At 57.3% G+C, this 26,464-nt stretch carries 18 protein-coding genes; 2 read left to right on the top strand and 16 right to left on the bottom strand.

Going from position 1 to position 26,464, the window contains the following annotated elements:
- Nucleotides 1-40: 40 nt before the first annotated feature.
- The 6 genes from metK to DESPR_RS04620 form a co-directional block, all read right to left on the bottom strand.
- Nucleotides 41-1,204, bottom strand: a complete 1,164-nt coding sequence (gene metK, locus DESPR_RS04645) for a methionine adenosyltransferase (protein WP_015723657.1) — start codon at nucleotides 1,202-1,204, stop codon at nucleotides 41-43.
- Between the two features lie 521 nt (nucleotides 1,205-1,725).
- Entirely contained in the window at nucleotides 1,726-2,478 is a 753-nt protein-coding gene (gene fabL / locus DESPR_RS04640; protein ID WP_015723655.1) for an enoyl-[acyl-carrier-protein] reductase FabL, read from the bottom strand.
- A gap of 78 nt (nucleotides 2,479-2,556) precedes the next feature.
- On the bottom strand, nucleotides 2,557-3,459 hold the full coding sequence (locus DESPR_RS04635; RefSeq protein WP_218918274.1) for a DUF362 domain-containing protein: 903 nt from the start codon (nucleotides 3,457-3,459) through the stop codon (nucleotides 2,557-2,559).
- A 359-nt stretch (nucleotides 3,460-3,818) separates the two neighbouring features.
- The gene (locus DESPR_RS04630; RefSeq protein WP_015723653.1) at nucleotides 3,819-5,021 is read right to left on the bottom strand and encodes a 3-phosphoglycerate dehydrogenase family protein; all 1,203 of its coding nucleotides are present in this window, start codon (nucleotides 5,019-5,021) and stop codon (nucleotides 3,819-3,821) included.
- 407 nt (nucleotides 5,022-5,428) lie between these two features.
- Complete coding sequence (locus tag DESPR_RS04625; protein WP_015723652.1) at nucleotides 5,429-7,564, bottom strand: tetratricopeptide repeat protein; 2,136 nt, start codon at nucleotides 7,562-7,564, stop codon at nucleotides 5,429-5,431.
- Between the two features lie 88 nt (nucleotides 7,565-7,652).
- The gene (locus DESPR_RS04620) at nucleotides 7,653-8,663 is read right to left on the bottom strand and encodes a VWA domain-containing protein (RefSeq protein WP_015723651.1); all 1,011 of its coding nucleotides are present in this window, start codon (nucleotides 8,661-8,663) and stop codon (nucleotides 7,653-7,655) included.
- Between the two features lie 557 nt (nucleotides 8,664-9,220).
- Here DESPR_RS04620 and DESPR_RS18325 point away from each other — a divergent pair.
- Nucleotides 9,221-9,520, top strand: coding sequence for a hypothetical protein (locus DESPR_RS18325; protein WP_169701525.1), 300 nt, complete (start codon nucleotides 9,221-9,223; stop codon nucleotides 9,518-9,520).
- Between the two features lie 48 nt (nucleotides 9,521-9,568).
- Here the strand turns inward: DESPR_RS18325 and DESPR_RS04615 are convergent, their stop codons facing one another.
- The 6 genes from DESPR_RS04615 to DESPR_RS04590 all read right to left on the bottom strand — a co-directional run bounded on the left by DESPR_RS04615 (nucleotide 9,569) and on the right by DESPR_RS04590 (nucleotide 19,655).
- Nucleotides 9,569-10,414 carry a choice-of-anchor L family PEP-CTERM protein gene (locus DESPR_RS04615; protein ID WP_015723650.1) on the bottom strand — a complete coding sequence of 282 codons (846 nt, stop codon included), beginning with the start codon at nucleotides 10,412-10,414 and terminating at the stop codon, nucleotides 9,569-9,571.
- 444 nt (nucleotides 10,415-10,858) lie between these two features.
- Nucleotides 10,859-11,662 (bottom strand): dihydropteroate synthase, encoded by an 804-nt coding sequence (gene folP, locus DESPR_RS04610; RefSeq protein WP_015723649.1) that lies wholly within the window; start codon nucleotides 11,660-11,662, stop codon nucleotides 10,859-10,861.
- A 246-nt stretch (nucleotides 11,663-11,908) separates the two neighbouring features.
- Nucleotides 11,909-13,744: an ATP-dependent zinc metalloprotease FtsH gene (gene ftsH / locus DESPR_RS04605; protein WP_015723648.1), complete on the bottom strand. Its 1,836-nt coding sequence runs from the start codon at nucleotides 13,742-13,744 to the stop codon at nucleotides 11,909-11,911.
- 100 nt (nucleotides 13,745-13,844) lie between these two features.
- Nucleotides 13,845-17,069, bottom strand: coding sequence for a carbamoyl-phosphate synthase large subunit (gene carB / locus DESPR_RS04600; RefSeq protein ID WP_015723647.1), 3,225 nt, complete (start codon nucleotides 17,067-17,069; stop codon nucleotides 13,845-13,847).
- A 26-nt stretch (nucleotides 17,070-17,095) separates the two neighbouring features.
- On the bottom strand, nucleotides 17,096-18,208 hold the full coding sequence (gene carA, locus DESPR_RS04595) for a glutamine-hydrolyzing carbamoyl-phosphate synthase small subunit (RefSeq protein ID WP_015723646.1): 1,113 nt from the start codon (nucleotides 18,206-18,208) through the stop codon (nucleotides 17,096-17,098).
- Between the two features lie 121 nt (nucleotides 18,209-18,329).
- Nucleotides 18,330-19,655 (bottom strand): 3-deoxy-D-manno-octulosonic acid transferase, encoded by a 1,326-nt coding sequence (locus tag DESPR_RS04590; protein WP_015723645.1) that lies wholly within the window; start codon nucleotides 19,653-19,655, stop codon nucleotides 18,330-18,332.
- Nucleotides 19,656-19,910: 255 nt separating this feature from the next.
- Here DESPR_RS04590 and DESPR_RS19135 point away from each other — a divergent pair, with 255 nt between their 5' ends.
- Nucleotides 19,911-20,948: a peptidylprolyl isomerase gene (locus DESPR_RS19135; RefSeq protein WP_015723644.1), complete on the top strand. Its 1,038-nt coding sequence runs from the start codon at nucleotides 19,911-19,913 to the stop codon at nucleotides 20,946-20,948.
- A gap of 124 nt (nucleotides 20,949-21,072) precedes the next feature.
- On the opposite strand, the gene trpS is transcribed toward DESPR_RS19135, so the two are convergent.
- From trpS to DESPR_RS04560, 4 genes are all read right to left on the bottom strand, one after another.
- Nucleotides 21,073-22,041 (bottom strand): tryptophan--tRNA ligase, encoded by a 969-nt coding sequence (trpS, locus tag DESPR_RS04575; protein ID WP_015723643.1) that lies wholly within the window; start codon nucleotides 22,039-22,041, stop codon nucleotides 21,073-21,075.
- A 134-nt stretch (nucleotides 22,042-22,175) separates the two neighbouring features.
- On the bottom strand, nucleotides 22,176-24,101 hold the full coding sequence (gene dnaK, locus DESPR_RS04570) for a molecular chaperone DnaK (protein WP_015723642.1): 1,926 nt from the start codon (nucleotides 24,099-24,101) through the stop codon (nucleotides 22,176-22,178).
- Between the two features lie 97 nt (nucleotides 24,102-24,198).
- Nucleotides 24,199-24,789, bottom strand: a complete 591-nt coding sequence (locus DESPR_RS04565; protein WP_015723641.1) for a nucleotide exchange factor GrpE — start codon at nucleotides 24,787-24,789, stop codon at nucleotides 24,199-24,201.
- A 268-nt stretch (nucleotides 24,790-25,057) separates the two neighbouring features.
- The gene (locus DESPR_RS04560) at nucleotides 25,058-26,392 is read right to left on the bottom strand and encodes a pyridoxal phosphate-dependent aminotransferase (protein WP_015723640.1); all 1,335 of its coding nucleotides are present in this window, start codon (nucleotides 26,390-26,392) and stop codon (nucleotides 25,058-25,060) included.
- Between the last annotated feature and the right edge of the window lie 72 nt (nucleotides 26,393-26,464).

Here is a 26,464-nt window from a genome sequence, read left to right as displayed (position 1 = left end):
CCTTGGCTCCCCGATCGGGACCCACAAATGCTTCTCGATATTACAACCCGGCCGCGTCGCGCAGGGCATCGACCTTGTCGGTCCGTTCCCAGGTAAATTCCGGCAACTCTCGGCCAAAATGACCGTAGGCCGCTGTTTTATGGTAAATCGGCCGCAGCAGATCCAACTGCTGAATGATGGCCTTGGGGCGCAGGTCAAACACCTTGCCCACCACCTCGATCAGCCGATCCTCGGAAATTTTGCCGGTACCAAAGGTCTTGACATTGATCGAGACCGGCTTGGAAATACCGATGGCATAAGCCACCTGGACCTCGACTTCGGTGGCCAGGCCGGCGGCCACGATGTTCTTGGCCACATAGCGGCCCATGTAGGAGGAGGACCGGTCGACCTTGGACGGATCCTTGCCGGAAAAGGCACCGCCGCCGTGCGATCCGCGGCCGCCGTAGGAATCGACGATAATCTTGCGGCCGGTGACTCCGCAGTCGCCAACCGGACCACCGATGACAAAGCGGCCGGTGGGGTTGATGAAAAATTTAGTCTGGGCATCGATCATCTGGGCCGGCAATACCGGCTTGATGATCTCCTCCATCACCGCCTCCTTGAGATTGTCATAGCTGATGTCCGGGCTATGCTGGGTGGAGAGCACCACCGCCTCGATCCGCTGGGGGATGTTGTCGACATACTGAATGGTCACCTGACTCTTGGCATCCGGGCGCAGCCACGGCAGGCGGCCGGATTTGCGCACCTCGGCCTGGCGTTTGGTCAGATAGTGGGCATAGGTAATGGGCATGGGCATGAGCACGTTGGTCTCATCGCAGGCATAGCCGAACATCAATCCCTGGTCGCCGGCGCCTTGATCAAGGTCGAGTCCCGTGCCTTCGTTGACGCCCTGGGCAATATCCGCGGATTGCTTGTCAATGGAGGTCAGCACCGCGCACGACTGCCAATCAAAGCCCATGTCCGAGGAATTGTAGCCGATCTCGCGGATGGTTTCGCGGACGATCTGGGGCATGTCGACCCAGGCGGCGGTGGTGATCTCGCCGGCGATCAGGGCCATGCCGGTGGTCACCAGCGTCTCGCAGGCCACGCGGGCGTGTTTGTCCTGAGTGAGGATGGCGTCAAGGATGGCGTCGGAAATCTGATCGGCCACCTTGTCGGGATGGCCTTCGGAAACGGATTCCGAGGTAAAAAGATGTGTGGACATTACAAGTTCTCCTTGTGGAGTTGAAAAAGATAAACCGGCGAGCAAACAGCCCCGGACCGTGTCGGCGGCATCACGACATCAGGCGGGATCCGTGCGGGCGATCAATGCAGAATCGAACTGGATGATGGAAATAAAAAAGACGAAAAATACATGCTTACGCAAAACTATTCAACGCAAATTCCCGGAACGCGACCTGGGGACGGTCTTTTCCGTAAAAAGGATTGAGCGTGGCCACGCCTTCGGCTTATAGTCAAGGACGTATCGTCATAATTCTCCCGTTCCCACAACCCCAGCTGACACCCCATGGCCCTTCTCCGTCGCGGCTTTTACCTGATCGTTGGATGCACTTTTCCCGGATTCTGGATGTTGCACGCCTCCGGATTCGGCGCCGCTCTATTTCGGCCGATTCAGCAGTGGTGTCACAGTACGGCGGTTGGCTGGCCCTCGCTGGTCACCGCCGTTCTGCTCTATTTGACAGCCATCTGCTGTTTCGAGTTTTGCTGGCGGCTCTTGAAAAACACTCACCCATGAATGGCGTAGCCGCCATCGACCACCAGGGTTTGGCCATGAATCATGCTGGCCATGTCGCTGCACAAAAACAGGGTCAGGTTCGCCACATCCTCGGGCAGGGTCAGGCGGCCCAGCGGCGTGCGGGCCATGGCCGTGGCGATGATCTCTTCCCGATTGGGGAATTTCTTCAACGCATCGGTCTCCACGACTCCGGCGCTGACCGTATTGACGGTGATTCCCAGGGGGCCGAGTTCCACTGCCAAATGGCGGACCAGTGATTCCAAAGCCCCCTTGGAGGCGCCCACCACGGTATAGTTGGACACGGCGCGGACCGCGCCGATCGACGAGATGGCGATGATCCGGCCGCCAGCGGTCATCATCGGCAAGGCCTGTTGGGTGATCAGCATCAGGGCGCGGGCATTGATATTGACCGCCCAATCCCAATGGCGCCCCCGCAACTCGGCCACCGGCTTGAGCACACCGGAGGCGGCATTGGACACGATGATATCCAGGCGGGAATACCGGCTGCGGATCTCCGCAAACATGGCGGCAATATCGTCCTCGTCGGCCAGATTGGCCCGGAGCGCCACGCACCGGCCACCACTCTTTTCGATCTCTGCCACCACCTCATTGGCATTGGTCCGGTGGCGGACATAGTTGATCACCACCTCGGCACCCCGAGCGGCCAGCCGCTGCGCCAAAGATTTGCCGATCCCGCGCGAGCCGCCGGTCACCAGAGCCACTTTTCCTTGTAAATCAATCATATACTCTTCCTTGGTCTATGACGCCGCCACAGGCGGCTGATTATGCGTTGCAATTAAACACCTTCCATCGACTGCTCCTCAGCCAAGCACACGGAGCAGCGCCCGTTGCAGCGAACTCTTGACGAACCGCACGGGATTGAAGCGCACCGGGGCCAACTCCTCGGGAACAATGAAATCGTCCACCGCAAACGCACCAGGGGCAAGCAGCGTAAAGGACAGTTCCTCCTCCCTGGTACCCCTGATTCCTGCCCCATGGGCCGCCAACCACAGCGGACAGCGCCGAGGATCAACCCCCAGCACGGCCAGCAGCGCGGTATCGACCGCCACGGGATTGGTTGCCGCCGCAAGCAGCCCCAGGGGGTAGGGGCCACCATGGATGGGACCGGTGCCGTGCATGGCCATGATCCCGTCCACCAGGGAACAGCCGGGTGGAAGAACGGTCAGCAGATCCACCAGCAGCCGGGCAAAAGGTTCGTGGCTACCGCCATGGATCATGTGCCACCAGGGTTTGTGGAACCCCAGCACGCAGCCGAAATAATTCTTCACCGCCAGGGTCAGGCGCATTTGCGAATGAGCCTTGATTTTCGGCAGATTCACCAGAAAATCGCAATCCAGGGCCGCCGTGGCCAAGGGTGCTTCCCGGCCGCTCGGCAGCTTGATCGGCCGTTTGTGCCGAAATTCGACAATCGGCACGCTGAGTCGCTGCAACCTCGGCAAGGCGCCGATGGCCGCGAGCACCGCGCGCGCGCTCCCAAAGGAGGGGGAATCGCCGACCCCCACCCGAGCCCCCTGGGTCAGAAACCACGCCGCCGCCGCCTCGATCAACCGGCCATCGGTACAGGACAGATGGCCATTGGTGGTGGTGATCAGGTTGGGCTTGAGCACAACCCGCGCGCCACGTAGATTCACCCCGGCAAAGCACGGGACAAGCAGTCGATCGACCGCCGCCATCAGTGACTGCTCGTAGGTCGGGTGCGCCATCAAGGCGACGTTGGGGCTGGAGAGTTGCATCCTTCAAAAAAAACCGGCTTGATCCATCGAGGAACCAAGCCGGAAAAGGAGAGAAGAGATGAAGAATTGCTTAACTATTAGCATGCTTCATGCCGTTTTTCAGTCCGCTCTCGTCAAAAAAAAAGAAATAACGATAACAAAGAGATACACTTCTTCCTTCCAGTGCTTTCCGCCATTGGCCAAGAGAAAAAAGTTCAATATTTTTAATCATCCCTAGCCATGAAGAAAAAAGAAAAAATAAAAATTCGTCACATCAATAAGTTAAAAGATCAACATTTTTATACATCCCACCTGACTTGCGAATAAAAACTGGATATTTTTTACCCACTTCAGTCAACGCGTCCCTTGATCTCCAAGGGAATCACCCGCACCCGCAATACTCCGTCCTGCTGGGCGATCTTTGTCTGCACCTCCTCCGAAACCGGGCCGGCGCAATCAATGATGTTGTAACCAACCGTCCCGTTGCTCTTGTTGGTGTAGTTCATGATGTTGATCCGCTCGGCTCCCAGGATGTTGCTGATCATGCCGATCATTCCCGGCTGGTCGCGGTTGATCACGGTCAGGCGGGTATGGACATCGACCGTGGGAATGGTTTCGATGTTGGGGAAGTTGACGCTATGGACGATATTGCCGAATTCAAGATAGTTCTTCAGCTCGCGCACCGCCATGGTGGCGCAGTTCTCCTCGGATTCGGCGGTGGAGGCGCCAAGATGCGGCGTCACCAGGATCTGCTCGTGACCAAGAAATTTAACCGAGGGAAAATCGGAGATATGCCCCCTGAGCTTGCCGCTGGCCAGGGAGGCCAGGACCGCATCCTCGTCAACAATCGGCCCACGGGCATAATTGATCAGCACTGCCCCGTCCTTGACGAACTCGAGAAAATCCTTCTCGGTCACATAGCCGCGGGTGTTCTTGTTGAGCGGCATGTGGATGGAGATGAAATCGGCATCGGCCAAGGCCTCCTTGCGTGAGCGGGCCAAGGTGACCTCGGGGGCGAGGTGGTGGATGTTGTCGAGGGCCGGAAACGGATCAAAGCCGAGAACGCGCATGCCATGGTGCAAGCCCGCATTGGCGACGCCGACACCGATCTTGCCCAGACCGAACACCGCCAGGGTCTTGCCGGCCATTTCCTCGCCCTTGAACTTCTTCTTGCGAGCCTCGACTTCCTTGTTGATCTCCTCGTCATTCATGCCGGTCAGTCCCTGGCAGAACTCGATGGACTTCTCGACATTGCGCAGCCAGATACCAAGGGACGTGTACACCAGCTCGACCACGGCGTTGGCATTGGCGCCGGGGGTGTTGAACACGCAAACGCCTTTCTCCGTGGCCTCTTCCACCGGGATATTGTTGACTCCGGCACCGGCACGGGCCACCGCCAGCAGCTCGGGAAACAGGGAGAGATCCACCTTGGAACTGCGGACCACGATGCCCTCGGGCGCCGCCTCATCCGGGCTGACGGCAAATCGAGTGCCAAACAGCTTCAATCCTTCCTTGGCAATGGCGTTGATGGTCTTGATTTTGAATTGCTTCATGGTTTCGTCCTTGTTGAGAGAGAGGCAAGATGAGGGAAACAATTAAAAGTGATCAACCTTTCCCGCAAGCCCGATTTTCGAACCCGTTTTTCGGTTCGCAGCCTTCAGACTCGGGGAGGCAACACAACAATAGCACGGAATACCAGCAAAGTGACGGAACCACATTCCGCAGCAGGCATAAAAAACGCGAAATCGTAAAGCAAATCACCGCATTTTGTCAAGGAAAAGCTCAACAATCCCCGAGACATCGTTGCAAATTTCCCTCTTGCTGTACCGGCATATACAACGTCTCTTTTCGGTCAAAGAGTGCAAGGAGATTTGCGGCCACAAAGCAAAAACGCCTGACCGAAGAGGGTCAGGCGTTGCTCGATGATCACAAAAACAGCCACGCAATTGATACTGCCAACTTATTGCTCCTTCCCCAGCAATTTTCGCGCGTCCTCTGCCCCCTCAAACTTCGGTGACAACTCAAGAGCGCGACGCAGATGGCCCATGGCGGCATCGCTCTTCCCCTGAGCCAGGAGAGTGCGTCCTAGGTGATAAAGAATTGTTGGATTATTCGGGTTGCTTTCGAGAGCTTTCTCGAGGTGGGAAGCAGCTGCGTCAAACTTTTTCTTTTGAAAGTGGATCCACCCGATTGTATCGAGAATGCTGGCATTGCCTGGTTGAAGCTCATCCGCTTTTTGTGCCAAGCGCATGGCCGTATCCAACTCAACGCCCCGCTTGGCGTATAACCAAGCCAGTTGATTATAGCCGACAAAAAAAGTCGGAAAGGTGTCGATGACTTCCTGATAATATTTTGCCGCATCCTCGTTGTTGCCGGTTTGCTCAGCATGCAGGCCAAGTTTGATCAAAAGACCCGGATCCTTGTGTACGTTCACCGCCTGACGATAATAGTCTGCGGCCGCATCAACTTTTCCAGCCATGAAATGCAATTCGCCGAGCGCATAGAGGGCTGCAAAGAATTTGGGGGCTTCTTGCACCGCGCTCGTGAAAAATTGCATGGCTTGGGCACGATCTTTCTTCTGCAAACAGACTTGAGCCGCCCAATAATTGCCGAGAAGGGAACGAGGATTGATCTCGATGGCCTTGGAAAATTCGCTCAAGCTCTGGGGAAAGAGCCTTTTGAAATAATACAGCACACCAAGGTTCAAATATCGTCCTTCCTTTTCATTGATCCCTGCGGTGAAGGTTTTTGGGTCAATCCCTGCCAATGAATATCCGTTAATCATCCCTTCAGAGGATTGAAATTCCTTCAGCGCATCCGGCCACCGTTTTTCGGTGGCGGCCAGGCATCCGGCGGTGAAATGAAGCAGTTTCCCGATGGCAGGGTCCCACTGATTGGCCAACTCCTTTTTGGGATCGATCGGTTTCCCAAGATACAATTTCAAGGCCGTTCTGGCGCTGTATGCGCCAAAATGGCGGGGATCAATTTTCAAGACGTCTTCCATCAGTCTTTCGGCCGCTTCATATCGACCTTGGACCATTTCGCAGTAACCAAGCAGATAGGGCACTTCGGCTCCGCCCTGTGGTGCTTTTTTCAACGATGCGATAGCCTCGTCCGTCTTCCCGGCTTGAAGCAACGCATCCCCAAGCAGCACGAAAGCGCCATCCATATTCTTGCTCGCCATTTCATTGCCGGTCTGCAAGGCGGCTTCAATCAACCCTTCCTTCAACTGTAGTTTACCCAATGTCTCCAGGGCAGAGGCATTGCCGGGACGCAATTCCAGGCTTTTTTGCAAGGCCTGCATGGCCTCTTTGTTTTTTCCCAAGGTTTCATAAACAACACCAAGGCCATAATGGGCGGCGTATGCGTTGCGGTTCAGTTCGATGGCTTTGGAAAACGAGGCGATGGATCGCTCATAATCACCGGTAAGATAGGACACAGCACCGAGATTGATGTACCCGAGAAGAAAATCCACTTTCAACTCCACTGCCTTTTGGAAACAATCAAGTGCTTTTGCATGATGTCCCATGTCGGCATACACTCTTCCCAGGATGTTGCGCGGATAGGGGTGGGTTGCGTTTAAGGCTATCGCCTGCTCACATTTCTTTATCGCCTCAGTGTAATTTTTTTCCCGCTGGAGGATGATCGCCTCAGCGGCCAGGGTGAAAAGAGTATCTGGCCCCAGCCGTTTCGCGGCGTTGAGTTGCTCGCGCGCTTCCGCGTTCTTGCCGGTGGCCGCCAACGAAATGCTATAGATCGCGTGCACGTCTGCCTCTTGCGGTCGCAGTGGCACCAATTGTTCCGCAAAATAGCCGGCGCTGTCGATATTGCCCCGTGCGAATTCCTGTTTCATCAAGTCAATGAAACTGTCCGGATCCTTTTCCACCTCAACGCTGAGTTCCACGGCATCCCCGGTTGCATCCAACGACTGCATGGGAACAGCCCTGGCGTTGACCGCGGCAAGAACAAACAACAAAAAAAGAGTAGCCGCTAGAGCCAGCCGCATCGAATCGCATTGGCGAAACAATTTCTTCACATTCTCCTCCGTCATCTCAAATTTTCTAGGACGCAACGCAGTTATCACCCGTGTCAGCATGGTCTATCCTCTACCGTGGAACATAAAAAAAAGGCAAGCATTATTCATGCTTGCCTTGGGTGGAAACGGTATTGCAGAGTAACTTATCTCATGCCTTTCTTGCTCTGCTCAAACCAACCAGACCGGCCAAGCCAACGCCGAACAGCAGCATGGTGGTGGGCTCGGGAACGGCATTCGGAGTCCCGTAAAGGGTTAACACCGCAGAAGCGGAGGTTCCATCCGTGCCATAGGCATGGGCGGTGAAGGTGTTGGCTCCGAGGGCAATCACCTGATCAGGAAGGATGAAGTTGCCCAAACCATCGGTGGCGATGTCATATTTCCAAGACCCATCGGCTAGCTGAATATCCACATGGTCAAGACCGACCAGATTGCCGCCGGTACCGCTGAAAAGTGCCACAAGGTCATTGAGGTTGTTAACATTGGTAAAAATACCGCCACCTGCAACAGCTGTTTGCTGCATAGACGTGTAACCGGTACCGTATAATTGAACACCTACGGTATGCACGGTAATCCCTTGCGCGTGTGCCTGTGCTGCAGCAATCTTAGGGTCGATGCCCACATTGTACTCACCATCACTCAACACGACCTCCATTTTAGCATGGCCAGCAATGGCACGTGAAGAAAGCAACTCAGCTGTAGCAACTTGAATTGCGGTCCCAGTCGCTGTTGATCCACTTGCAGACAACCCGTTGATCGTTGCAATCAAATCTGATTTATTGCTCGTCAAATCCTGAAGCATCTCAACCATATTTGCACTGGAACTATATTTCACAATGCCAACTTGCGTTGTGTTGTTAGGGAGAGAGTTGACCAAGGCAACCGCAGCCGCTTTCACAGCAGTGAGTTTTGAGCCAGACATACTTCCGGAAACATCAATGACCAACATCAGGTCCAAACCGGTACCGCCGGTCATACCGCTGGCGCCGGCCTGACCGGTAATGGCGCCGTCGGGTTGCGATGCACCGAGAACCGTGCCCTCAACATAGGAAGACCCATTCGACGGCGATACCCACGAAACCGAGGTGTCCGCCAGAGCCGAACTCGCGAATACAGCCATCATTGCCGCCACAGCCAAAAACAACCATTTTTTCCCTAACATACCAAATCCTCCTTATTTATTGATGAATCCCACCGCTCTTTCACATGCGGACGCTGTCTGCTCAAGCTTTCCTGGCAAACAATTCTCTTCGCGCATGCTCAGAGGTAACTTCTTCTGTTCACTGAAACAGTACCCATCCTTGCCAATCGAGGTTGCAAAATATTCACCTTATTTGCAGAAGACTTCACTTTTTTTTACACCCTCTTAACCACAGGCCAAGCTTGAATTTATTTTATCTTTTAAATTAAATACGTTATATAACAATCAAACAGATGGGCATCCATCGGTTTCATTACGACACCCAACGTTCCGCCTTGTCTTGTCCCTTCGCGCATCCAAATCATGTTTTCACTTTTCCGGACATACACGCTGACAAACTCCTTCACATTCCATTGTACTGAAAAGCCCCTATGTGGCAGGAGCTTCTTTTCAGTGAAAAGCTGAGCGAGCAAGGGCTTCACGGGAGAAAGCGATCGCAAGCAGAAGAGATTGAAAAAAGGCGCCAAGGAAAGCACAAGCCAAACACTGTGACGAGAATAAATCTATGAGGTTAAAAATTGCATCGCCATGACACATATCTTCCTAAAGAACAAATTGAAATTATGTCGTTTTTAACTTTTTCCGGAAAAAAATCCGGAAAAAAGGAAATCTATGTTTCCAGCATTCCTGATAGTCAAGGATACAGTTTTTCACTGTGGCCCCTGAAAGGGGGATACAGCCAGAAAGATATCCTGGAAACGGCTCACTCCATCTCTCTTTATCGATCAATGGCACTCACCCAACAGGGGCCATCCCCTGCTTCATGCGACATGACACATGAAAAAGCACTGATGCGGTACGGTAATAAAAAAGCCTGACCGGATCCGGTCAGGCTTTTTAACAACTTTTCCAATAAATCAGATCAATTATTTCTGTACTCGCCTCCGACCAGCAGCGGCCAAGCCAGCAAGACCGGTACCAAAGAGCAACATGGTAGCGGGTTCCGGAACAGGATCCTTGGAAAAACTTCCTGCCTGGAGGAATACACCGGAGTCAAGACTCCAGTCTCCCGCATCGGCGATGGCCAATTTAATATGATAGGTCTGGCCCGCAGTCAGTCCGGTCATGGAAGCGGTAAACATATCGGTGAATCCGTCGTATTCGAAGGCATACGGTGTCGGAATGCCATTTGTCGGGTCATTCGCATTGAAATAGGTTGAATACGACCCTCCATTGACCTTGTTAATGGCAACAGGGGTAGAAGTTCCAGGGATCAGGGCAATGTTGTTGTTCCCGTCAAAAAAGAAACCAAAAACATCATTGTATGCAGAGCCAACCCACTCGTCATACTCTTCTGAGCCAAAAGCATAGTTAAAATAGGCTGTTGATCCTTCACTGACAAAGTCAAACTCGAGTACCGTGGCATCGTGGGTGGAATATCCCGGAATCAGTCCATTCAAATCTCCATCGCCTGCCAAATTGTTAATACCAGTGATCGCATCGCTTGTGTTGCTCGTTCCATTCAGATAGCTGGCACGGCCACTAGTCAGAACGACACCTTTGTCAATGCCCAGTCCAGCTGCCGCGCCCCCGGTAAAATAACCGGATGCGGCGAATGCACCAGTATAGGTTACATTGGAAATGGTAACGCCTGCCCCCCCCAACGCGTTGGCCAGATTAACTGCACTGTCCATGGCGGTTATGGTCATAGCTGGCGCGTTCGCCGCGACACCTAACAGTCCCAATGTTGCCAAGCATATCAGTTTCTTCATAACACCCTCCCCTCTCATTGATTTGCTAGTATCCTGGACAGGGCTCTTTTCCTTTCCAGTTTTTTAATTTATTTGCATAAATCGATCCACATTCAACACATCACAACCCTAAAATCATACACGCTCAACCATAGCTAACCAACTGATTTGAAATTAAAAATAAATATAGTCGAACGAAATTTTGTACCGTATCTCTTTTACCTTATCTGTGATAGGGTTAAAAAAACAATTAACAAATCACCCGCTCACTCGCTGCAACTTGTTGCAATTAAAGTATTTTTACAAACGCGGCTTTCAGGGACGCAGACAATGAATGCACTCTAGAATCTGCACAATAACGTGTTGTATTCATAAAGAAAAAGATAAAATTTCCGTTTTTTTTTCCGCATTTCTGAAAAAAGCAAACCTTCCCGGTCCGATTAAGGTGTGTATATCGGCTCCTTACTACGGCAAATCAATCAAAACGTTATGCAACACGAGAGCCTGCACAGTACTGCGCGTATCATGCACCCGAAGAATATCAACTTGCTGCTGAGCACAAAAGACAGATACCAATGCGGTCGGGCTGTCGCGTTCGTCCACTGGAATATCCAACACCTGCTCCAAGAAGGATTTACGCGAATGACCGATCAACACGGGGCAGCCGTGCTCCTTGAAGGCTGGGATGTTGCGCAGGATCGTCAAATTATGCTCCAGGGTCTTGCCAAAGCCGATACCGGGGTCGACGATAATCCGTGAGCGGTCAACGCCGTTTGCGTCCAACCAGCAGATGCGTTCGGTGAAAAAGTCGTTAATTTCCGCGACCACGTCGCTGTATTGCGGATTGCGCTGCATGTCCCCCGGTGTGCCCTGCATGTGCATGATCACCACCGGGCCATCAAACGATCGGACCACCGCGAGCATTTCGGGATCCTGGCGCAGGGCGGAAATATCGTTGATCATCGTCGCCCCGGCATCGATGGCCGCCCTAGCCACCGCTGCCTTGGTGGTGTCGATGGAGATGGGAATGTCGCTGCGCTGCCTTATTTTTCGGATCGCCGGAATCACCCGCGCCAACTCCTCGTCCACACGCACCGGTTCGGCAAAGGGGCGGGTGGATTCGCCCCCCACATCGATGATATCCGCACCTTCGGCTATCAACTGGTCAATCCGTTCATCCAAGGCTTTTTCGCTGATCCATTTGCCGCCGTCGGAAAAGGAATCCGGGGTGACATTGAGAATCCCCATAATTTTGGTGCGGTGGGTCATTGCTTGTTCTCCATAAAAAAAGGGTTGCCTTCTGCTTGCGAAGGCAACCCATATTGTGTTGATTCGTTACTCGGTTAATTTCATATCGCGGGCATGGCCCGCTCCTCCCCCTGCTGCGGAGCGTGAGGTCCGTGGGAGCGGGCCATGCCCGCGAACAACATGCGTCGTCCGCAGCCCCCTCAGCTAAACCGAATCCATATCTCCGACAGAGATGGGCCGGCTTCACCCCTCTGGGCCTGCAACATCTCAGGCCTCGACCGTTTCCTCGACCTCCTCCGCCCCGGCACCGCCACGTAACTCGTCGATGATCCGATCAATGTCCTCGAGCATGATGGTTTCCCTTTCCAACAGCTCGTCGGCAATGGCCTTGAGGATGTCCCGATTCTCGTCGAGCAAGCGGGTCACCTTGTCGTTGGCCTCGACAATGATCTGCTTGACCGCCGCATCGATCTTCTGCGCGGTCTGCTCGCTGTAATCACGATGCTGGGCGATCTCGCGGCCAAGGAAGATGTGTTCTTCCTTCTTGCCGTAGGCCAGCGGCCCGAGTTCGTCGCTCATGCCCCATTCGCAGACCATCTTGCGCGCCAACTCGCTGGCCCGTTCGATGTCGTTGCCCGCACCGGTGGTGATCTCGTCAAACACCAGCTTCTCCGCCACCCGACCGCCAAAGAGAATGGCGATCGAATTGAGCAGATAACCGCGCGCATGGGTATATTTTTCATCCATGGGCAGCTGCATGGTCAAACCCAAGGCCCGGCCACGCGGGATGATGGTCACCTTGTGGATGGGATCGGTGCCGGGCAGGAGCCGGGCCACCAGGGCGTGTCCGGCCTCGTGGTAGGCGGTGATTTCCTTCTCACGCGGGCTGATGATCATGGACTTGCGTTCCGCCCCCATCATCACCTTGTCCTTGGCCCGTTCCAACTGGGCGGCATCAACCTCTTCCTTGCCCTCACGCGCCGCCATCAAGGCCGCCTCGTTGATCAGATTTTCCAGATCAGCGCCGGAAAAACCAGGGGTCCCACGGGCAATGACCGCCATGTCGACATCGGCGGCCAGCTTGGTTTTCTTGCCATAAATTTCGAGGATCTTCTCCCGACCCTTGACGTCCGGCACCGGCACCACCACCTGGCGATCGAAGCGGCCGGGGCGAAGCAGGGCAGGATCGAGCACATCGGGCCGGTTGGTGGCGGCGATGATAATCACCCCATCGTTGCCCTCGAATCCGTCCATCTCCACCAGCAGCTGGTTGAGGGTCTGCTCGCGCTCGTCGTGACCGCCGCCCAGACCGGCGCCACGATGGCGACCGACCGCGTCGATCTCGTCGATGAAGATGATGCAAGGCGCGTTTTTCTTGCCTTGGCTGAACAGATCGCGCACCCGGGAGGCACCGACACCGACGAACATCTCGACAAAATCCGAGCCCGAGATAGTGAAAAAGGGCACCCCGGCCTCACCGGCAATGGCCCGGGCGAGCAACGTCTTGCCGGTACCGGGCGAGCCGGCCAACAGCACGCCCTTGGGAATGCGGCCACCGAGCTTGGTGAACTTCTGCGGATCGCGGAGAAAATCAATAATCTCTTCCAGTTCCGCCTTAGCTTCGTCAATGCCGGCCACATCCTTGAAGGTTACCTTGACCTCGCCCTCGCCCTGGAGCTTGGCGCGGGTCTTGCCGAAGGACAGCGCCCCGCCCTTGCCGCCCATCTGCATCTGGCGCATGAAAAAGATCCACACGCCGATCAGCAGCAGCATCGGAAACCAGGAAATAAAAATGGTCAGATACCAGGGAGTTTCCTCGGGCTTCTTGACCGAGATATCCACATCCGAATCACGCAGCATGGGAATCAGGCCGGTATCGTTGGGCGCCACGGTCTTGAAGGGCCGTCCATCCTGGCCGATGCCGGTGATCTCCTCGCCCTGGATACTGACCTTGCTGATGGCGCCGCTTTCCACGTTGGACCAGAATTCGCTGTAGGTGATGGAATTGCTCTGGCCCTGCGGCTTATTGAACAGCTGGAACAGCAGGATCATGGTCAATCCGATGACCAGCCACATACTGAGATTTTTATAAAAGGTATTCAACAATTATCTCCACAAATACATCGTCAAAAGGACGGTCGGCCCCTGTGGCCACTTCTCCCTATTTTTCAACCGGATACCTTACTTTAACATTGATTCGCCTTCAGTCAATGTTCTTTGCGAATTCCTGGATGGTCTTGACGCCCACTGATTTGTGACGCATCGACTCCATGGCCCTGGTCATGGCCTGGCCGCCGGTGATGGTGGTGGTGTAGGGAATATGATAATCGAGCGCCGCCCGGCGGATGATATAGGAATCCTCGGTGGTCCGGTTGCCGGCCGAGGTGTTGAGGATCCACTGCACCTGGCCGTCCTGGATCTTGTCGAGGATATGCGGCCGTCCCTGGGAAATTTTGTTGACCTCGTTGCAGGCAATACCGTTTTCGTTCAGCTTGGCGGCCGTGCCCCGGGTGGCCACGATGGTGAAACCGAGTTCTCTCAGCTTCCTGGCTACCGGCAGGACCGCATCCTTGTCGCCGTGGCGGACGCTGAGGAAGGCGGTGCCGCTCTGCGGCAACTGTGCGTTGGTCGCCATCTGCGACTTGGCCAGGGCCAACCCCAGATCGTCGTCGATCCCCATGACCTCCCCGGTGGATTTCATCTCCGGTCCGAGCAGGGTGTCGACGTTCTGAAAGCGATCAAAGGGGAACACCGCCTCCTTGACCGCCCAGTGATGGAGGACTTTTTCCTGGGTAAACCCGAGTTGCGCCAGGCTCATCCCCAGCATCACCTTGGTGGCGATCTTGGCCAGCGGCACGCCGGTGGCCTTGGAGACAAAGGGCACGGTCCGCGAGGCCCGGGGATTGACCTCCAGCACGTAGAGGGTCTGACCTTGGACCGCGAACTGGACATTCATCAGCCCAATCACGCCCAGTTCCTTGGCCATGGCCTTGGTGGCGGCGGTGATCTCTTCGATCATCGCCGGTGACAACGTATGGGGCGGCAGCACGCAGGCCGAGTCGCCGCTGTGGATGCCCGCCTCCTCGATGTGTTCCATGATCCCGCCGATCACGGTCATGGAGCCGTCACTGATCGCATCGACATCGACCTCGATGGCATCCTTGAGAAACTGGTCGAGCAGCACCGGGTGCTCGCCGCCGCTCATGCCGGGGATAGCCATGAAGGAGCGGATGCCCTGCTCATTGTAGACAATACGCATGTCACGGCCGCCCAGCACATAGGAGGGCCGCATGACCACCGGGTAGCCGATCTCTCCGGCCACGGCCAGGGCCTCGTCCAGGGTATGGGCGGTGCCGTTTGCCGGCTGTCGCAGACCCAGCTTCTGCAGGAATTGCTGAAAGCGCTTGCGGTCTTCGGCCCGGTCAATGGCGTCTGGCGAGGTACCGATGATCGGCACGCCCTGCTTGGCCAGCGGCACGGCCAGGTTGAGCGGCGTCTGCCCGCCGAACTGGACGATCACGCCATCGGGTTTTTCGCGCTCGATGATGTTGAGCACATCCTCGCGGGTCAGCGGCTCGAAATACAGCTTGTCCGAGGTGTCGTAGTCGGTGGACACGGTTTCCGGGTTGGAGTTGACCATGATCGATTCGACGCCGATCTCACGCAGGGCAAACGAGGCATGGACGCAGCAGTAGTCGAACTCGATCCCCTGGCCGATGCGGTTGGGGCCGCCGCCAAGGATCATGATTTTCTTGCGCGCGCTGCGGCTGGATTCATCCTCCTGTTCGTAGGTGGAATAGTAGTAAGGCGTGTACGACTCGAACTCGGCGGCGCAGGTGTCGACCAGCTTGTAGGCCGGTTCCAGTCCGAGTTCGATGCGCAGTTGGCGGATATCGTCCTCGGAGGTGCCGGTCAGGGTGGCCAGCTGGACATCGGAAAAGCCGTGCTGCTTGACCGCATAGAGGAAATCGCGATCCAGCCCGGCGAACCCTCGGGCGCGAATCTCCGAACCCTTCTCAACCAACTGCTTGAAATTGTGTAGGAACCACGGATCTATCGCACTCAGCTCATGGATTCGCTCAATACTCATTCCCCGGCGCAGGGCCTCGAAAACATGGCTGATCCGCTTGGAATTGGGCCGATGCAACCCCTGTTCGAGATCGTCCTGATGCAGGCTGCTCATGTCGTCCTTGCCGTCGAAGCCAAAGCCCATTCGGCCCACCTCCAGCGAGCGCATGCCTTTCTGGAAAGCCTCCTTGAAGGTGCGGCCGATGGCCATGGTTTCTCCCACCGACTTCATCGCCGTGGTGAGAATATCCTCGGTTTCCGGAAACTTCTCGAAGGTCCAGCGTGGAATCTTGACCACGCAGTAGTCGATGGTCGGCTCGAACGAGGCATAGGTTTCCCGGGTGATGTCGTTCTTGATCTCGTCCAGGGTATAGCCCACGGCCAGCTTGGCGGCGATCTTGGCAATCGGGAAGCCGGTGGCTTTGGAGGCCAGCGCCGAGGAACGCGATACCCGGGGATTCATCTCGATGACCATCAGTTCGCCGTCCGCCGGGTTGACCGCGAACTGGACGTTGGAGCCGCCGGTCTCCACGCCGATCTCGCGGATGATGGCAATGGCCGCGTCGCGCATCTCCTGGTATTCGCGGTCGGTCAGGGTCTGGGCCGGGGCCACGGTGATCGAGTCGCCGGTGTGCACGCCCATGGCGTCAACGTTCTCGATCGAGCAGATGATGACCACGTTGTCGTTGCGATCCCGCATCACCTCCAGCTCGTACTCCTTCCAGCCGAGCAGGGAGCGCTCCAACATGACCTCGGTGGTCATCGACAGGTCGAGGCCGGCGGTGACCATTTTGTTTAGTTCGGCCCGGTTGTAGGCCACGCCGCCGCCGGTGCCGCCGAGGGTGAAGCTGGGGCGGACGATGATCGGAAAACCGATCCGCTCGCCGGCCGCCATGGCCTCGTCGATGGTGTGGACAATGGCCGACTCCGGCACCTTGAGGCCGATCTTGCGCATGGCGTCGCGGAACTCCTCGCGGCCCTCGGCCTTGCGGATGACCTCGATGTTGGCGGCCAGCAGTTCCACGCCGTACCGCTCCAGCACGCCGAGCTCGGCGACCTTGATCGCGGTGTTGAGCCCGGTCTGACCGCCCAAGGTGGGCAGCAGGGCATCGGGCCGCTCGCGCTCGATCACCTTGGCCACGCATTCGGGGGTGATCGGTTCGATGTAGGTGCGGTCCGCCAGGCCGGGATCGGTCATGATGGTCGCCGGATTGGAATTGATCAGCACCACCTCGTAGCCCTCTTCCTTGAGGGCCTTGACCGCCTGGGCGCCGGAATAGTCAAACTCGCAGGCCTGGCTGATGATGATCGGCCCGGAGCCGATGATGAGTATCTTGTGTATGTCTGTCCGTTTAGGCATGGTTGTCTTCCTTTACCGCCGAGCGCTCAGCTCGCCTGCTCCATCAGTTGAATGAACCGGTCAAAGAGGTATTCGGCATCGTGGGGGCCGGGGGCGTATTCGGGGTGGTACTGCACCGAAAAGGCCGGCCACTCGCGGTGGCGCATGCCTTCCAGGCTGCCGTCGTTGAGGTTGATGTGGGTCACCTCGACCGACGATGGCAGACTCTTGGGATCGACACAAAAGCCATGGTTCTGCGAGGTGATCTCCACCTTGCCGGTGAGCAGATCCTTGACCGGCTGGTTGCCGCCCCGGTGGCCGAACTTGAGTTTATAGGTGGTGCCGCCATAGGCCAGGCCCAGCATCTGGTGGCCGAGACAGATACCGAAGATCGGCACCTTGCCGAGCAGTTTGCCTACATTGCCAACCACGCCGCGCACGCCGGCCGGATCGCCGGGGCCGTTGGAGAGAAACACTCCATCCGGCCGCAGGGCCAGGACTTCCTCCGCCGAGGTGGTGGCCGGAACCACCAAAACCCGGCACCCCTTGCGGGTCAGCAGACGGAGCTGATTGTATTTGATGCCGAAATCATAGGCAATAACCTTGAAACGGCCCGGGCCTTGGGGAAAACCGCTTCCCGTCACCGGCCCCTCCCCTTCCCAGCGGTAGCTCGCGGCGCAGGCAACCCGCTCCACCATATCGCGGCCGACCAGCCCCGCCCAGTTCCGGGCGCGGCGGACAACCGACGCAGGGTCCATATCCGTGGTGGTGATCAGGGCCTTCATCGCGCCGGTGGTGCGAATCTTGCGGGTCAGCATCCGGGTATCCAGTCCCTCGACGCCCAGCACTCCGTATTGTTTGAGAAAATCAGCCAGATTGCCGGTGGCCCGGTAGTTGCTGGGCCAGTCCTGATACTCACGGATGAGAAAGGCCCGCGGATGCACGCCGGCTGACTCCATATCTTCATTGTTCACGCCATAATTGCCGATCAGCGGATAGGTCATGGTCACCAACTGCCCGGTATAGGAGGGGTCGGTGAGCACCTCCTGATAACCGCTCATGCTGGTGTTGAACACTATTTCCCCCACCGCCTCGCCTGGTCCGGTAAAGGATCGCGCGGTCATGACCGTGCCGTCTTCAAGTCCGATTAACGCTTTCATAATATCCCTAAAAAAGAACGAAGTTCCGGCCACTCATGAAGGCGGACGCCCCGAAGAGCTGGCGCTTTCTGACCGTATGTGTATGGTATGATAAGCATGTCCTGTTATGCCGTCATGCCGTTCAGGCGCGAAATTCGCCCGGAGGGGTCGATTTCCGCCGCCGATCGAGGTGCCGGCGAACGATGGCCACCTGACGGGCCACCGCGCCCCGCTGGCTGGCAGCGATATCAGCCGCGCGCGCACACGCCGCGAGATAAGCTTCGGGATGGGCGTGGTGGTGAAGCAGCAAGACGGTCAGTTCAGCGGCGTCAGCCACCTCGAAGCCACCGCCCCCAGTCCGCAGCAAATCGGCGGCATCGCGAAAATCCTTCATCGACGGCCCAAAGCAGACCGGACGCCCCCAACGGGCCGCTTCCATGATATTGTGGCCGCCCCGGTTCACCAGGCTGCCGCCGCAGAACAGGTAATCGCCGCCGCAGTACAGATCGGCCAAATCGCCCATGGTATCCACCAGCACCACGGGGGCGGTTCGCCCTTTGCGGGCCAGTTCGGAATACCGGTCCACAGCGAGGCCAGCGCGGCGAAAAAAGGATTCGACCGCGGGGAGACGCTCAAGATGACGGGGGGCCACCACCCAAATCACGGCAAAGGTGGCGGCGAGTTGGCGGAATACCGGCAACAGCAATTCTTCCTCGCCCTCATGGGTCGAGCCGCAGACAAAGATCTTCTGGTCCGTCACGCCCAATCGCCGACGCTGGGCCACCCGGGTCTGCTCGGTCTGCTCGGCTGGCATGTCGTACTTCAGATTGCCGCAGACCTGGATGCGGTTAACAGGGACGCCCAAGTCGGCAAACCGACGCCCGTCGGCCTCGGTGATCACCGCAACCTCCTCGAACTTGGCCAGAAAGGTCCGCATGAACGAGCGAACCCGCAGGTAGCGGCCGTGGGAGCGCTCGGAAAGCCGGCCATTGAGCAGCAGCAGGGGAACATGGGCGTTGCCGAGTTGCGCGAGCAGCATCGGCCACAACTCCGTTTCCAGGCCGATATACAGATCCGGCCGAAGGGACCGGATCGCCCGACGCACGGCCGGCCGAACATCAAGGGGTGCCATCAGACAGATAGCGGTGTCCGCCAGGCGGGTGCGGGCCATCCTGTGCCCCTGCTCGGTGGTGGACGTGAGAATAAAACGGAAGGATTCACCGGAAGCGCGCAGGGCATCGATGAGAATGAGTGCCGCCTGCGTCTCGCCCACCGAGGAAGCATGAATCCAGAGGGTTAAAAAGCCGGAACGCCGGACGGCGACCCTGCCGGGATAGCGCCCCAGCCGCTGGTCCGCTTCATAGCCGTACCTGCCGCCGACGAATCGTGTCAGCGGCAACGCCAGCACGAGGATTGCATACAAGCCATGTCCCAGTGCACTGTAGAGCAGGTACAGCAGTGTTTTCAAGAGGCTCCCGAGAGATTGAACCGCACGACACAAAAATTTGTTTATTTAACAAAAGCACCGCCTCTCCGTCAACCATGATTGACCGGGATACGGAAAAATTTGACGGAGAACCGGTACGCGCGCCTATCCATCATACCCTTTTTCATTGACAACCACAGAGGGGCCTTGTATGCAACCGCAATTCCGTCGACCGGCGGCCCCCCATGGCGGAGGGCGCGGTCGATATCAACGAACAAAATACTGCCGGAGACCTCCATGACCAGGCTGCCGATGCTGCTGCTCCTGTCCGCGCTGCTCTTTTGTTCCGGACAACCCGCATTTTCTGCCGAGGAAAAAACCATGAAAGACGGACTTTACGCCAAAATCACCACCGCCAAGGGCGACATCCTGCTCAAACTTTTTTACACCAAGACACCGTTGACGGTGATCAACTTCGTCGGCCTGGCCGAGGGCACCCTCCATCTCGGCGGCAGCACCAAGCCCACCGGCACCCCGTTTTACAACGGATTGACCTTTCACCGGGTGATTGCCAACTTCATGATTCAGGGTGGCTGCCCCTTGGGCACCGGCACCGGCGGCCCAGGATACACCTTCCCCGACGAATTCGATGCCAGCCTGCGCCACGACGGCCCCGGGGTGCTCTCCATGGCCAATGCCGGGCCGGGCACCAACGGCAGCCAGTTCTTCATCACCCATCTGGCCACCCCCCATCTGGACGACAAGCACACGGTGTTTGGCCGGGTGGTGGAAGGACAGGAGGTCGTCAACAAGATCGACAAGGGCGACGCCATCAAGGCGATCACCATCATCCGGGTCGGCAAGGAGGCCGAGGCTTTCAAGACCGACCAGGCGGCCTTTGACGCCGCTCTCAAGGCGATCGCGGATCGGGAGGCAAACGCCCGCAAGGCCCAGCAGGAAAAGATCACCAAGATGATCAAGGAGCAGTGGCCCAAGGCGGTCCGCTCCGATTCCGGCCTCTACTCCCAGGTCGAACAAAAAGGGGAAGGCAATCCACCGCCCGCTGGCACGGTGATCAAGGCGCACTACACCGGCCGCCTGCTGCTGGGCAACCGCAAGTTCGACAGTTCCTATGACCGGGGCGAACCCATCGCCTTTCCGGTGGGCACCGGCCGGGTCATCCGCGGCTGGGACGAGGCCCTGAGCCAGATGACCAAAGGGGAGAAGCGCACCCTGATCATTCCCCCGGAGCTGGCTTATGGCGAGCGGGGCGCGGGCGGGGTCATCCCACCCAACGCCTGGCTGGTCTTTGACGTCGAGCTGGTCGGTTTTTGATTATTGGCGCTAGGCACCGAACACAAAAAGGCGGGGTTGTTCCCCGCCTTTTTTATTGAGATATTGAAGCGCTAGCGGCCTAGCGACTGAATGCCGGCCTCACCCGCCAATCTCCCCTCAGGCATCAATATTTCAGTCCCATGCGATCGCGGACCCGCTCCAGGGTCACGGTCGCCTTGGCCCGAGCCTTTTCCGCTCCCTTGGCCAAAATCTGGCGCAGATAATCGGGGTTATCGAGCAACTCCTTCTTCCTGGCGCGGGCCGGAGCAAAATAGTCGTTGATCAGTTCAAACAGATCCTGTTTGAGATAGCCGTACGCTGCCCCGCCGTTGATATACAAATCATGCACCTCCCGCATCTTGTCTTCCGGGGCAAAGAGTTTGAGCAGGGCGTAGAGGTTGCACGTGCTCGGGTCCTTGGGCGCCTCCACCGGGGTGGCATCGGTCTGAATGGCCATGACTCGTTTGCGCAGCGCCTTCTCGTCGAGAAAAATGGGGATGGTGTTGTCGTAGGATTTGGACATCTTCTGGCCGTCAAGGCCAGGGACGATGGCCGTGGTCTCGTCGATCTCCGGTTCCGGAATGACAAAGGTCTCGCCAAAGGTGTTGTTGAAGCGGATGGCGATGTCGCGCGCCACCTCCACATGCTGCTTCTGGTCCTTGCCCACCGGCACCACCTCGGCCTGGTACAGGAGGATGTCGGCGGCCATCAGCACCGGATAGGCAAACAGCCCGTGGCTGGCCGCGATGTTCTTGGCCACCTTGTCCTTATAAGCGTGACAGCGCTCCAGCAACCCCATGGGGGTCAGGACCGACAACAGCCAGGACAGCTCGCACACCTCGGGCACATCGGACTGCACCCAGAAGATGCAGCGCTCCGGGTCAAGGCCGAGGGCGAGAAAATCGGCCGCCGCCTCCAGGGTCCCCTGCCGCAGCCGGTCGCGGTCATGGACCGAGGTCAGGGCATGCAGGTCAACGATAAACACATACAACTCCGCGGTCTCCATGTGGCGGACCATGGGATGCATCATGCCAAAATAGTTGCCGATATGAAGTTTTCCGGAGGGTTGAATTCCCGACAGTATTCGTTTCATGGGTCTCTCTTGTTCGATAAAGGGAAAAGGGGGCAAACGGAGCCGTTATAGCGCAAATGCAAAAAAAATGGGAGCACGGAAATCCCGTACTCCCAAAACTGCAACCATTCCCGCGTTGAGCGGGGCAGACCCGATTACTTCACTTCCTCGAAATCGGCGTCGACCACATCGTCGTCGTCCTTGCGCTTGCCGCCGGCGCCACCGGCACCGGCCGCGCCCGCTCCAGCATCACCGGGGCCGGCGCCCTGCTGGCCCTTGGCCTGGGCATACATCAGCTCGGCCAGCTTGTGCGAGGCCTGGGTCAGGGCATCGGTGGCGTTCTTGATAGTGGCGGCATCCTCGCTCTCCATCGCCTTTTTCACGTTCTCGATCTCCTTCTCCACGTTGGCCTTGGTGGCGGCATCCACCTTGTCGCCCAGTTCACCCAGGCTCTTGGTGGTCATGTGGATCATGGAGTCGGCGTTGTTGCGGGCCTCGACCAGCTCCTTGCGCTTCTTGTCCTCTTCGGCATGGAGCTCGGCATCTTTCTTCATCCGCTCAATCTCGGCCTCGGACAGACCCGAGGAGGCGGTGATACGGATCGACTGTTCCTTGCCCGTGCCCAGATCCTTGGCGGATACATGGAGGATGCCGTTGGCATCGAGATCGAAGGTGACCTCGATCTGCGGCACGCCCCGCGGGGCCGGCGGGATGTCGGCCAACTCGAACCGGCCGATGGTCTTGTTGTTCTGCGCCATTTCGCGCTCGCCCTGGAGCACGTGGATGGATACCGCCGGCTGATTGTCGGCCGCGGTGGAGAATACCTGGCTCTTCTTGGTCGGCACGGTGGTATTCTTCTCGATCAGCTTGGTCATGACCCCGCCCAGGGTCTCGATGCCGAGCGACAGTGGAGTGACGTCGAGCAACAACACGTCCTTGACATCACCCTTGAGCACGCCGCCCTGGATGGCCGCGCCGATGGCCACGACCTCGTCCGGGTTGACGCCCTTGTGCGGGTCCTTGCCGAAGATGGCCTTGACCTTGTCCTGCACCTTGGGCATGCGGGTCATGCCGCCCACGAGAATGACCTCGTCAATGTCCGAGGGACTCAACCCCGCATCCTTGAGCGCGGTCCTGCAGGGGCCTTCACAGCGATCAATCAGGTCCTCGACCAGCGCCTCCAATTTGGCCCGGCTCAACTTGACGTTGAGATGCTTGGGCCCGGTGGCGTCGGCGGTGATGAACGGCAGGTTGATGTCGGTCTCCATGGCCGTGGACAATTCTTTCTTGGCCTTTTCGGCCTCTTCCTTGAGCCGTTGCAGGGCCATCTTGTCGTTGCGCAGATCCACGCCCTGGTCGCGCTTGAACTCGTCGGCCAGCCAATTGACGATGCGCATATCGAAGTCCTCACCGCCGAGGAAGGTGTCGCCGTTGGTCGACTTGACCTCGAATACGCCGTCACCGATCTCGAGGATGGACACGTCAAAGGTGCCGCCACCGAGGTCGAAGACCGCGATCTTCTCCTCGCCCTTCTTATCCAGGCCGTAGGCCAAGGAAGCGGCGGTCGGCTCGTTGATGATCCGCTGCACGTTGAGGCCGGCGATCTTGCCCGCGTCCTTGGTGGCCTGGCGCTGGGCGTCGTTGAAGTAGGCCGGCACCGTGACCACCGCCTCGGTGACCGGCTCGCCCAGGTACTCCTCGGCGGTCTGCTTCATTTTGCCGAGGATCATGGCCGAAATCTCGGCTGCGGTATAGGTCTTGCCGCCCACTTCCACGACGGCGTCGCCGCCAGGGCCTTCGACGATCGCAAAGGGGCTGACGCCGATCGACTTCTTGACTTCCGGGTCACTGAACTTGCGACCGATCAGGCGCTTGATGGCAAACAGTGTTTTCGTTGGATTGGTGACTGCCTGGCGTTTGGCGATCTGGCCAACCAGCCGCTCGCCGCTGTCGGAAAAGGCAACGATCGAAGGCGTGGTCCGGTTGCCCTCGCTGTTTTCAATGACCTTGGGATCACCGCCCTCCATGATGGCCACGCACGAGTTGGTGGTGCCCAAATCAATTCCTATTATTTTTCCCATAATTCCAATCTCCTGTCTCTCCTGTCATTAGAATCGGCTTCCAAGCCGGAACAATTGTTCAATTCTTTTTTTTACTGTGCGACCGATCCACGGGTTGTCAAGCCGCTTTTCCCGGTCCGCTGGACACGACCACCTGGGCATGGCGTAACACCCGATCCTTGAAACGGTAGCCTTTGGCGAATTCACGCAGCACATGGTTGGCCGGTACCTCGTCGCTGGCCTCCATGGTCAGGGCGTCGTGCTCGTCCGGGTTGAAGCTCAAACCAATGGCGGCCAACGGTTCCACGCCATAGCGTTCCATCGTGGCCACCAGCCCCTTTCGGGTCAACTCGATTCCTTGGAGCATGGCCTCCAGTTTCTTGCTGTCGTCCTCGGCCTCGGCATTGCCCTGCTCGACAGCGCGATCAAGGTTATCCAAGGTGGTCAACAGGTCGCGAAGAATATTTTCGCCGGCGTACTTGAGCAGCTTGCCCCGTTCCCGCTCCATCCGTTTTTTGTAGTTCTCGAATTCGGCGGCAATCCGCATCAGCTGATCGCGGCTTTCGTCCAGTTGCCGCTGCAGGGTCTCCGCCTCGGACTCCGGGGTACTGTCCTCCCCTGTAATAGTCTCCACATCGCTCAGGTCCGCGGGAGCTTCTGTAGTCTGCTGTTCACCGACAGGTCCCTGTTCCTTTGTCTCGTCTATCACCTACGCTCTCCTTGTCTCAAGTTCCCTGTTGTACGCAAATCCTCTTTTTCACGCCCGGAATCCGGCAATTTCTCCAATTCGGGCCGGTCAAATCTGGTGCGAACAATAAGTATGGGAAAATCCAGTGTCAAGGGAGGGAAAGGGGGAATAACGGGAGAAGAGCGGCGGAAAAATTCGAGAAAAAACAAAAGGAAACAGGATGACAGCCATAAAAAAACCCCTGCCGCCGCTAGGGGCGCCAGGGGTGGAGAGGCGATGTGGGCTGTCCCTAGTTGCAACGGGGGCAACACTCCAGGGAGGAATTGATGTAGCGTTTGATGCTGTTGGCTATCGTTTTGAATATCTGAACAAAATCTTCCTCTTCCTTCTCCAGCAGGGTGATGCGGAATCCTTGCAGATCGGTGGCAAACGAGGAGAGCGGCACCACGCAGATGCCGGTGGAAGCGAGCAGATAATAGACAAAACGTTTGTCCGGCTGGATGTTGGGCCCGGAAACCAGCCGTTCGATGGTTTCCCGCACCTCGTCGTTCCCGATCGGCAGGGTCTGGTGGTGGTTGAGCAACCCCTCCTCGAATACCGCGCTCATGTAGAAGGCGCCGTTGGTGCGATTAACCAGCAACCCCTTGACATTCTTGAGAATGTCGTAGGCGATATTGGAATAGCGCTCGTAGCGCTTGATCCGGTTCTTGAGGTGAACCGGATACATCGGATGCTCCTTGATCCGCGGCAGCACCGTCTGCGGCAGGGTGGTCGAGCAGACCTCAAGCATCTTGGCGTTGAGAATCGACTGCACGTAGGTGGCGAACATCGGGTCGCGATGGCGGTTATAGACCTCGATCCAACCGCAGCGGCTGCCCGGCCAGGGCATTTCCTTGGAGATGCCGCGCATGCAGATGGCCGGCACCTTGTCGCCGATCACCGTGCACAGCGGCGCCGACACCGTGCCGTTGTAGGTCATGTTCTGGTAGATCTCGTCGCAGATGATGAACAGGTCGTTCTTCTCGCAGATCTCGACAATGGCCCGCATCACGTCCGCCGGATAGACCGCGCCGGTGGGGTTGTCCGGGTTGATCACCAGGATGCCGGCCACCGCCGGGTTGTACTTGATGTGGTTTTCGATATCCTCCAGATCCGGATACCAGAGATGGTTGGGATCAAGGATATAGGTCACCGGCTGGTCGCTGGCATGGGCGGCCTCGGCCGAGGAATGGGTGGTGTAGCTCGGGGTGGGCACGATCACCCGGGCGGTGGGCTTGAGGAAACCGAACACCTTGGAAATGGCGTCGCCCAGGCCGTTGAAGAAGATGACGTCGTCGGCATCGATCTGCACTCCGCCCATGCGGTTAGTGCAGGCGGCCACGTATTCCCTGGCCGACAGTAGGCCTTTGGTCGGGCTGTAGGCATAGGAGGTGTCCTCGCGCACCGCCTCGGCCACGATCTCCTTCATCCAGTCCGGCACCTGCTCGCCCTTGGCGATGGGGTCGCCGATATTTTCCCAGTTGACCTGGACACCCAGTTTCTGCAGTTTCTCGCCGACGCAGACGATGTTACGGATCTCGTAGTTGAGCTCCCCCGCGCCGATGTGCAAAATATCCGTACGCATTGCAATGATTCAGTAGGGTAACGATGATGCTCTCAGAAGAAAAAAAAGACCTCCGTACCCGGGCCGACCTCT

Origin of the sequence: Desulfobulbus propionicus DSM 2032 (genome assembly GCF_000186885.1) — a bacterium.
Lineage (GTDB): Bacteria > Desulfobacterota > Desulfobulbia > Desulfobulbales > Desulfobulbaceae > Desulfobulbus > Desulfobulbus propionicus.
This window is presented reverse-complemented; position numbering and strand designations above follow the sequence as displayed.

Excerpts from the sequence above, each read along its gene's own strand:
- metK (WP_015723657.1), bottom strand. The coding sequence starts at position 1,204 with ATGTCCACACATCTTTTTACCTCGGAATCCGTTTCCGAAGGCCATCCC.
- fabL (WP_015723655.1), bottom strand. The coding sequence starts at position 2,478 with ATGATTGATTTACAAGGAAAAGTGGCTCTGGTGACCGGCGGCTCGCGC.
- DESPR_RS04635 (WP_218918274.1), bottom strand. The coding sequence starts at position 3,459 with ATGGCGCACCCGACCTACGAGCAGTCACTGATGGCGGCGGTCGATCGA.
- DESPR_RS04630 (WP_015723653.1), bottom strand. The coding sequence starts at position 5,021 with ATGAAGCAATTCAAAATCAAGACCATCAACGCCATTGCCAAGGAAGGA.
- DESPR_RS04625 (WP_015723652.1), bottom strand. The coding sequence starts at position 7,564 with ATGCTGACACGGGTGATAACTGCGTTGCGTCCTAGAAAATTTGAGATG.
- DESPR_RS04620 (WP_015723651.1), bottom strand. The coding sequence starts at position 8,663 with ATGTTAGGGAAAAAATGGTTGTTTTTGGCTGTGGCGGCAATGATGGCT.
- DESPR_RS04615 (WP_015723650.1), bottom strand. The coding sequence starts at position 10,414 with ATGAAGAAACTGATATGCTTGGCAACATTGGGACTGTTAGGTGTCGCG.
- folP (WP_015723649.1), bottom strand. The coding sequence starts at position 11,662 with ATGACCCACCGCACCAAAATTATGGGGATTCTCAATGTCACCCCGGAT.
- carB (WP_015723647.1), bottom strand. The coding sequence starts at position 17,069 with ATGCCTAAACGGACAGACATACACAAGATACTCATCATCGGCTCCGGG.
- carA (WP_015723646.1), bottom strand. The coding sequence starts at position 18,208 with ATGAAAGCGTTAATCGGACTTGAAGACGGCACGGTCATGACCGCGCGA.
- DESPR_RS19135 (WP_015723644.1), top strand. The coding sequence starts at position 19,911 with ATGACCAGGCTGCCGATGCTGCTGCTCCTGTCCGCGCTGCTCTTTTGT.
- trpS (WP_015723643.1), bottom strand. The coding sequence starts at position 22,041 with ATGAAACGAATACTGTCGGGAATTCAACCCTCCGGAAAACTTCATATC.
- dnaK (WP_015723642.1), bottom strand. The coding sequence starts at position 24,101 with ATGGGAAAAATAATAGGAATTGATTTGGGCACCACCAACTCGTGCGTG.
- DESPR_RS04560 (WP_015723640.1), bottom strand. The coding sequence starts at position 26,392 with ATGCGTACGGATATTTTGCACATCGGCGCGGGGGAGCTCAACTACGAG.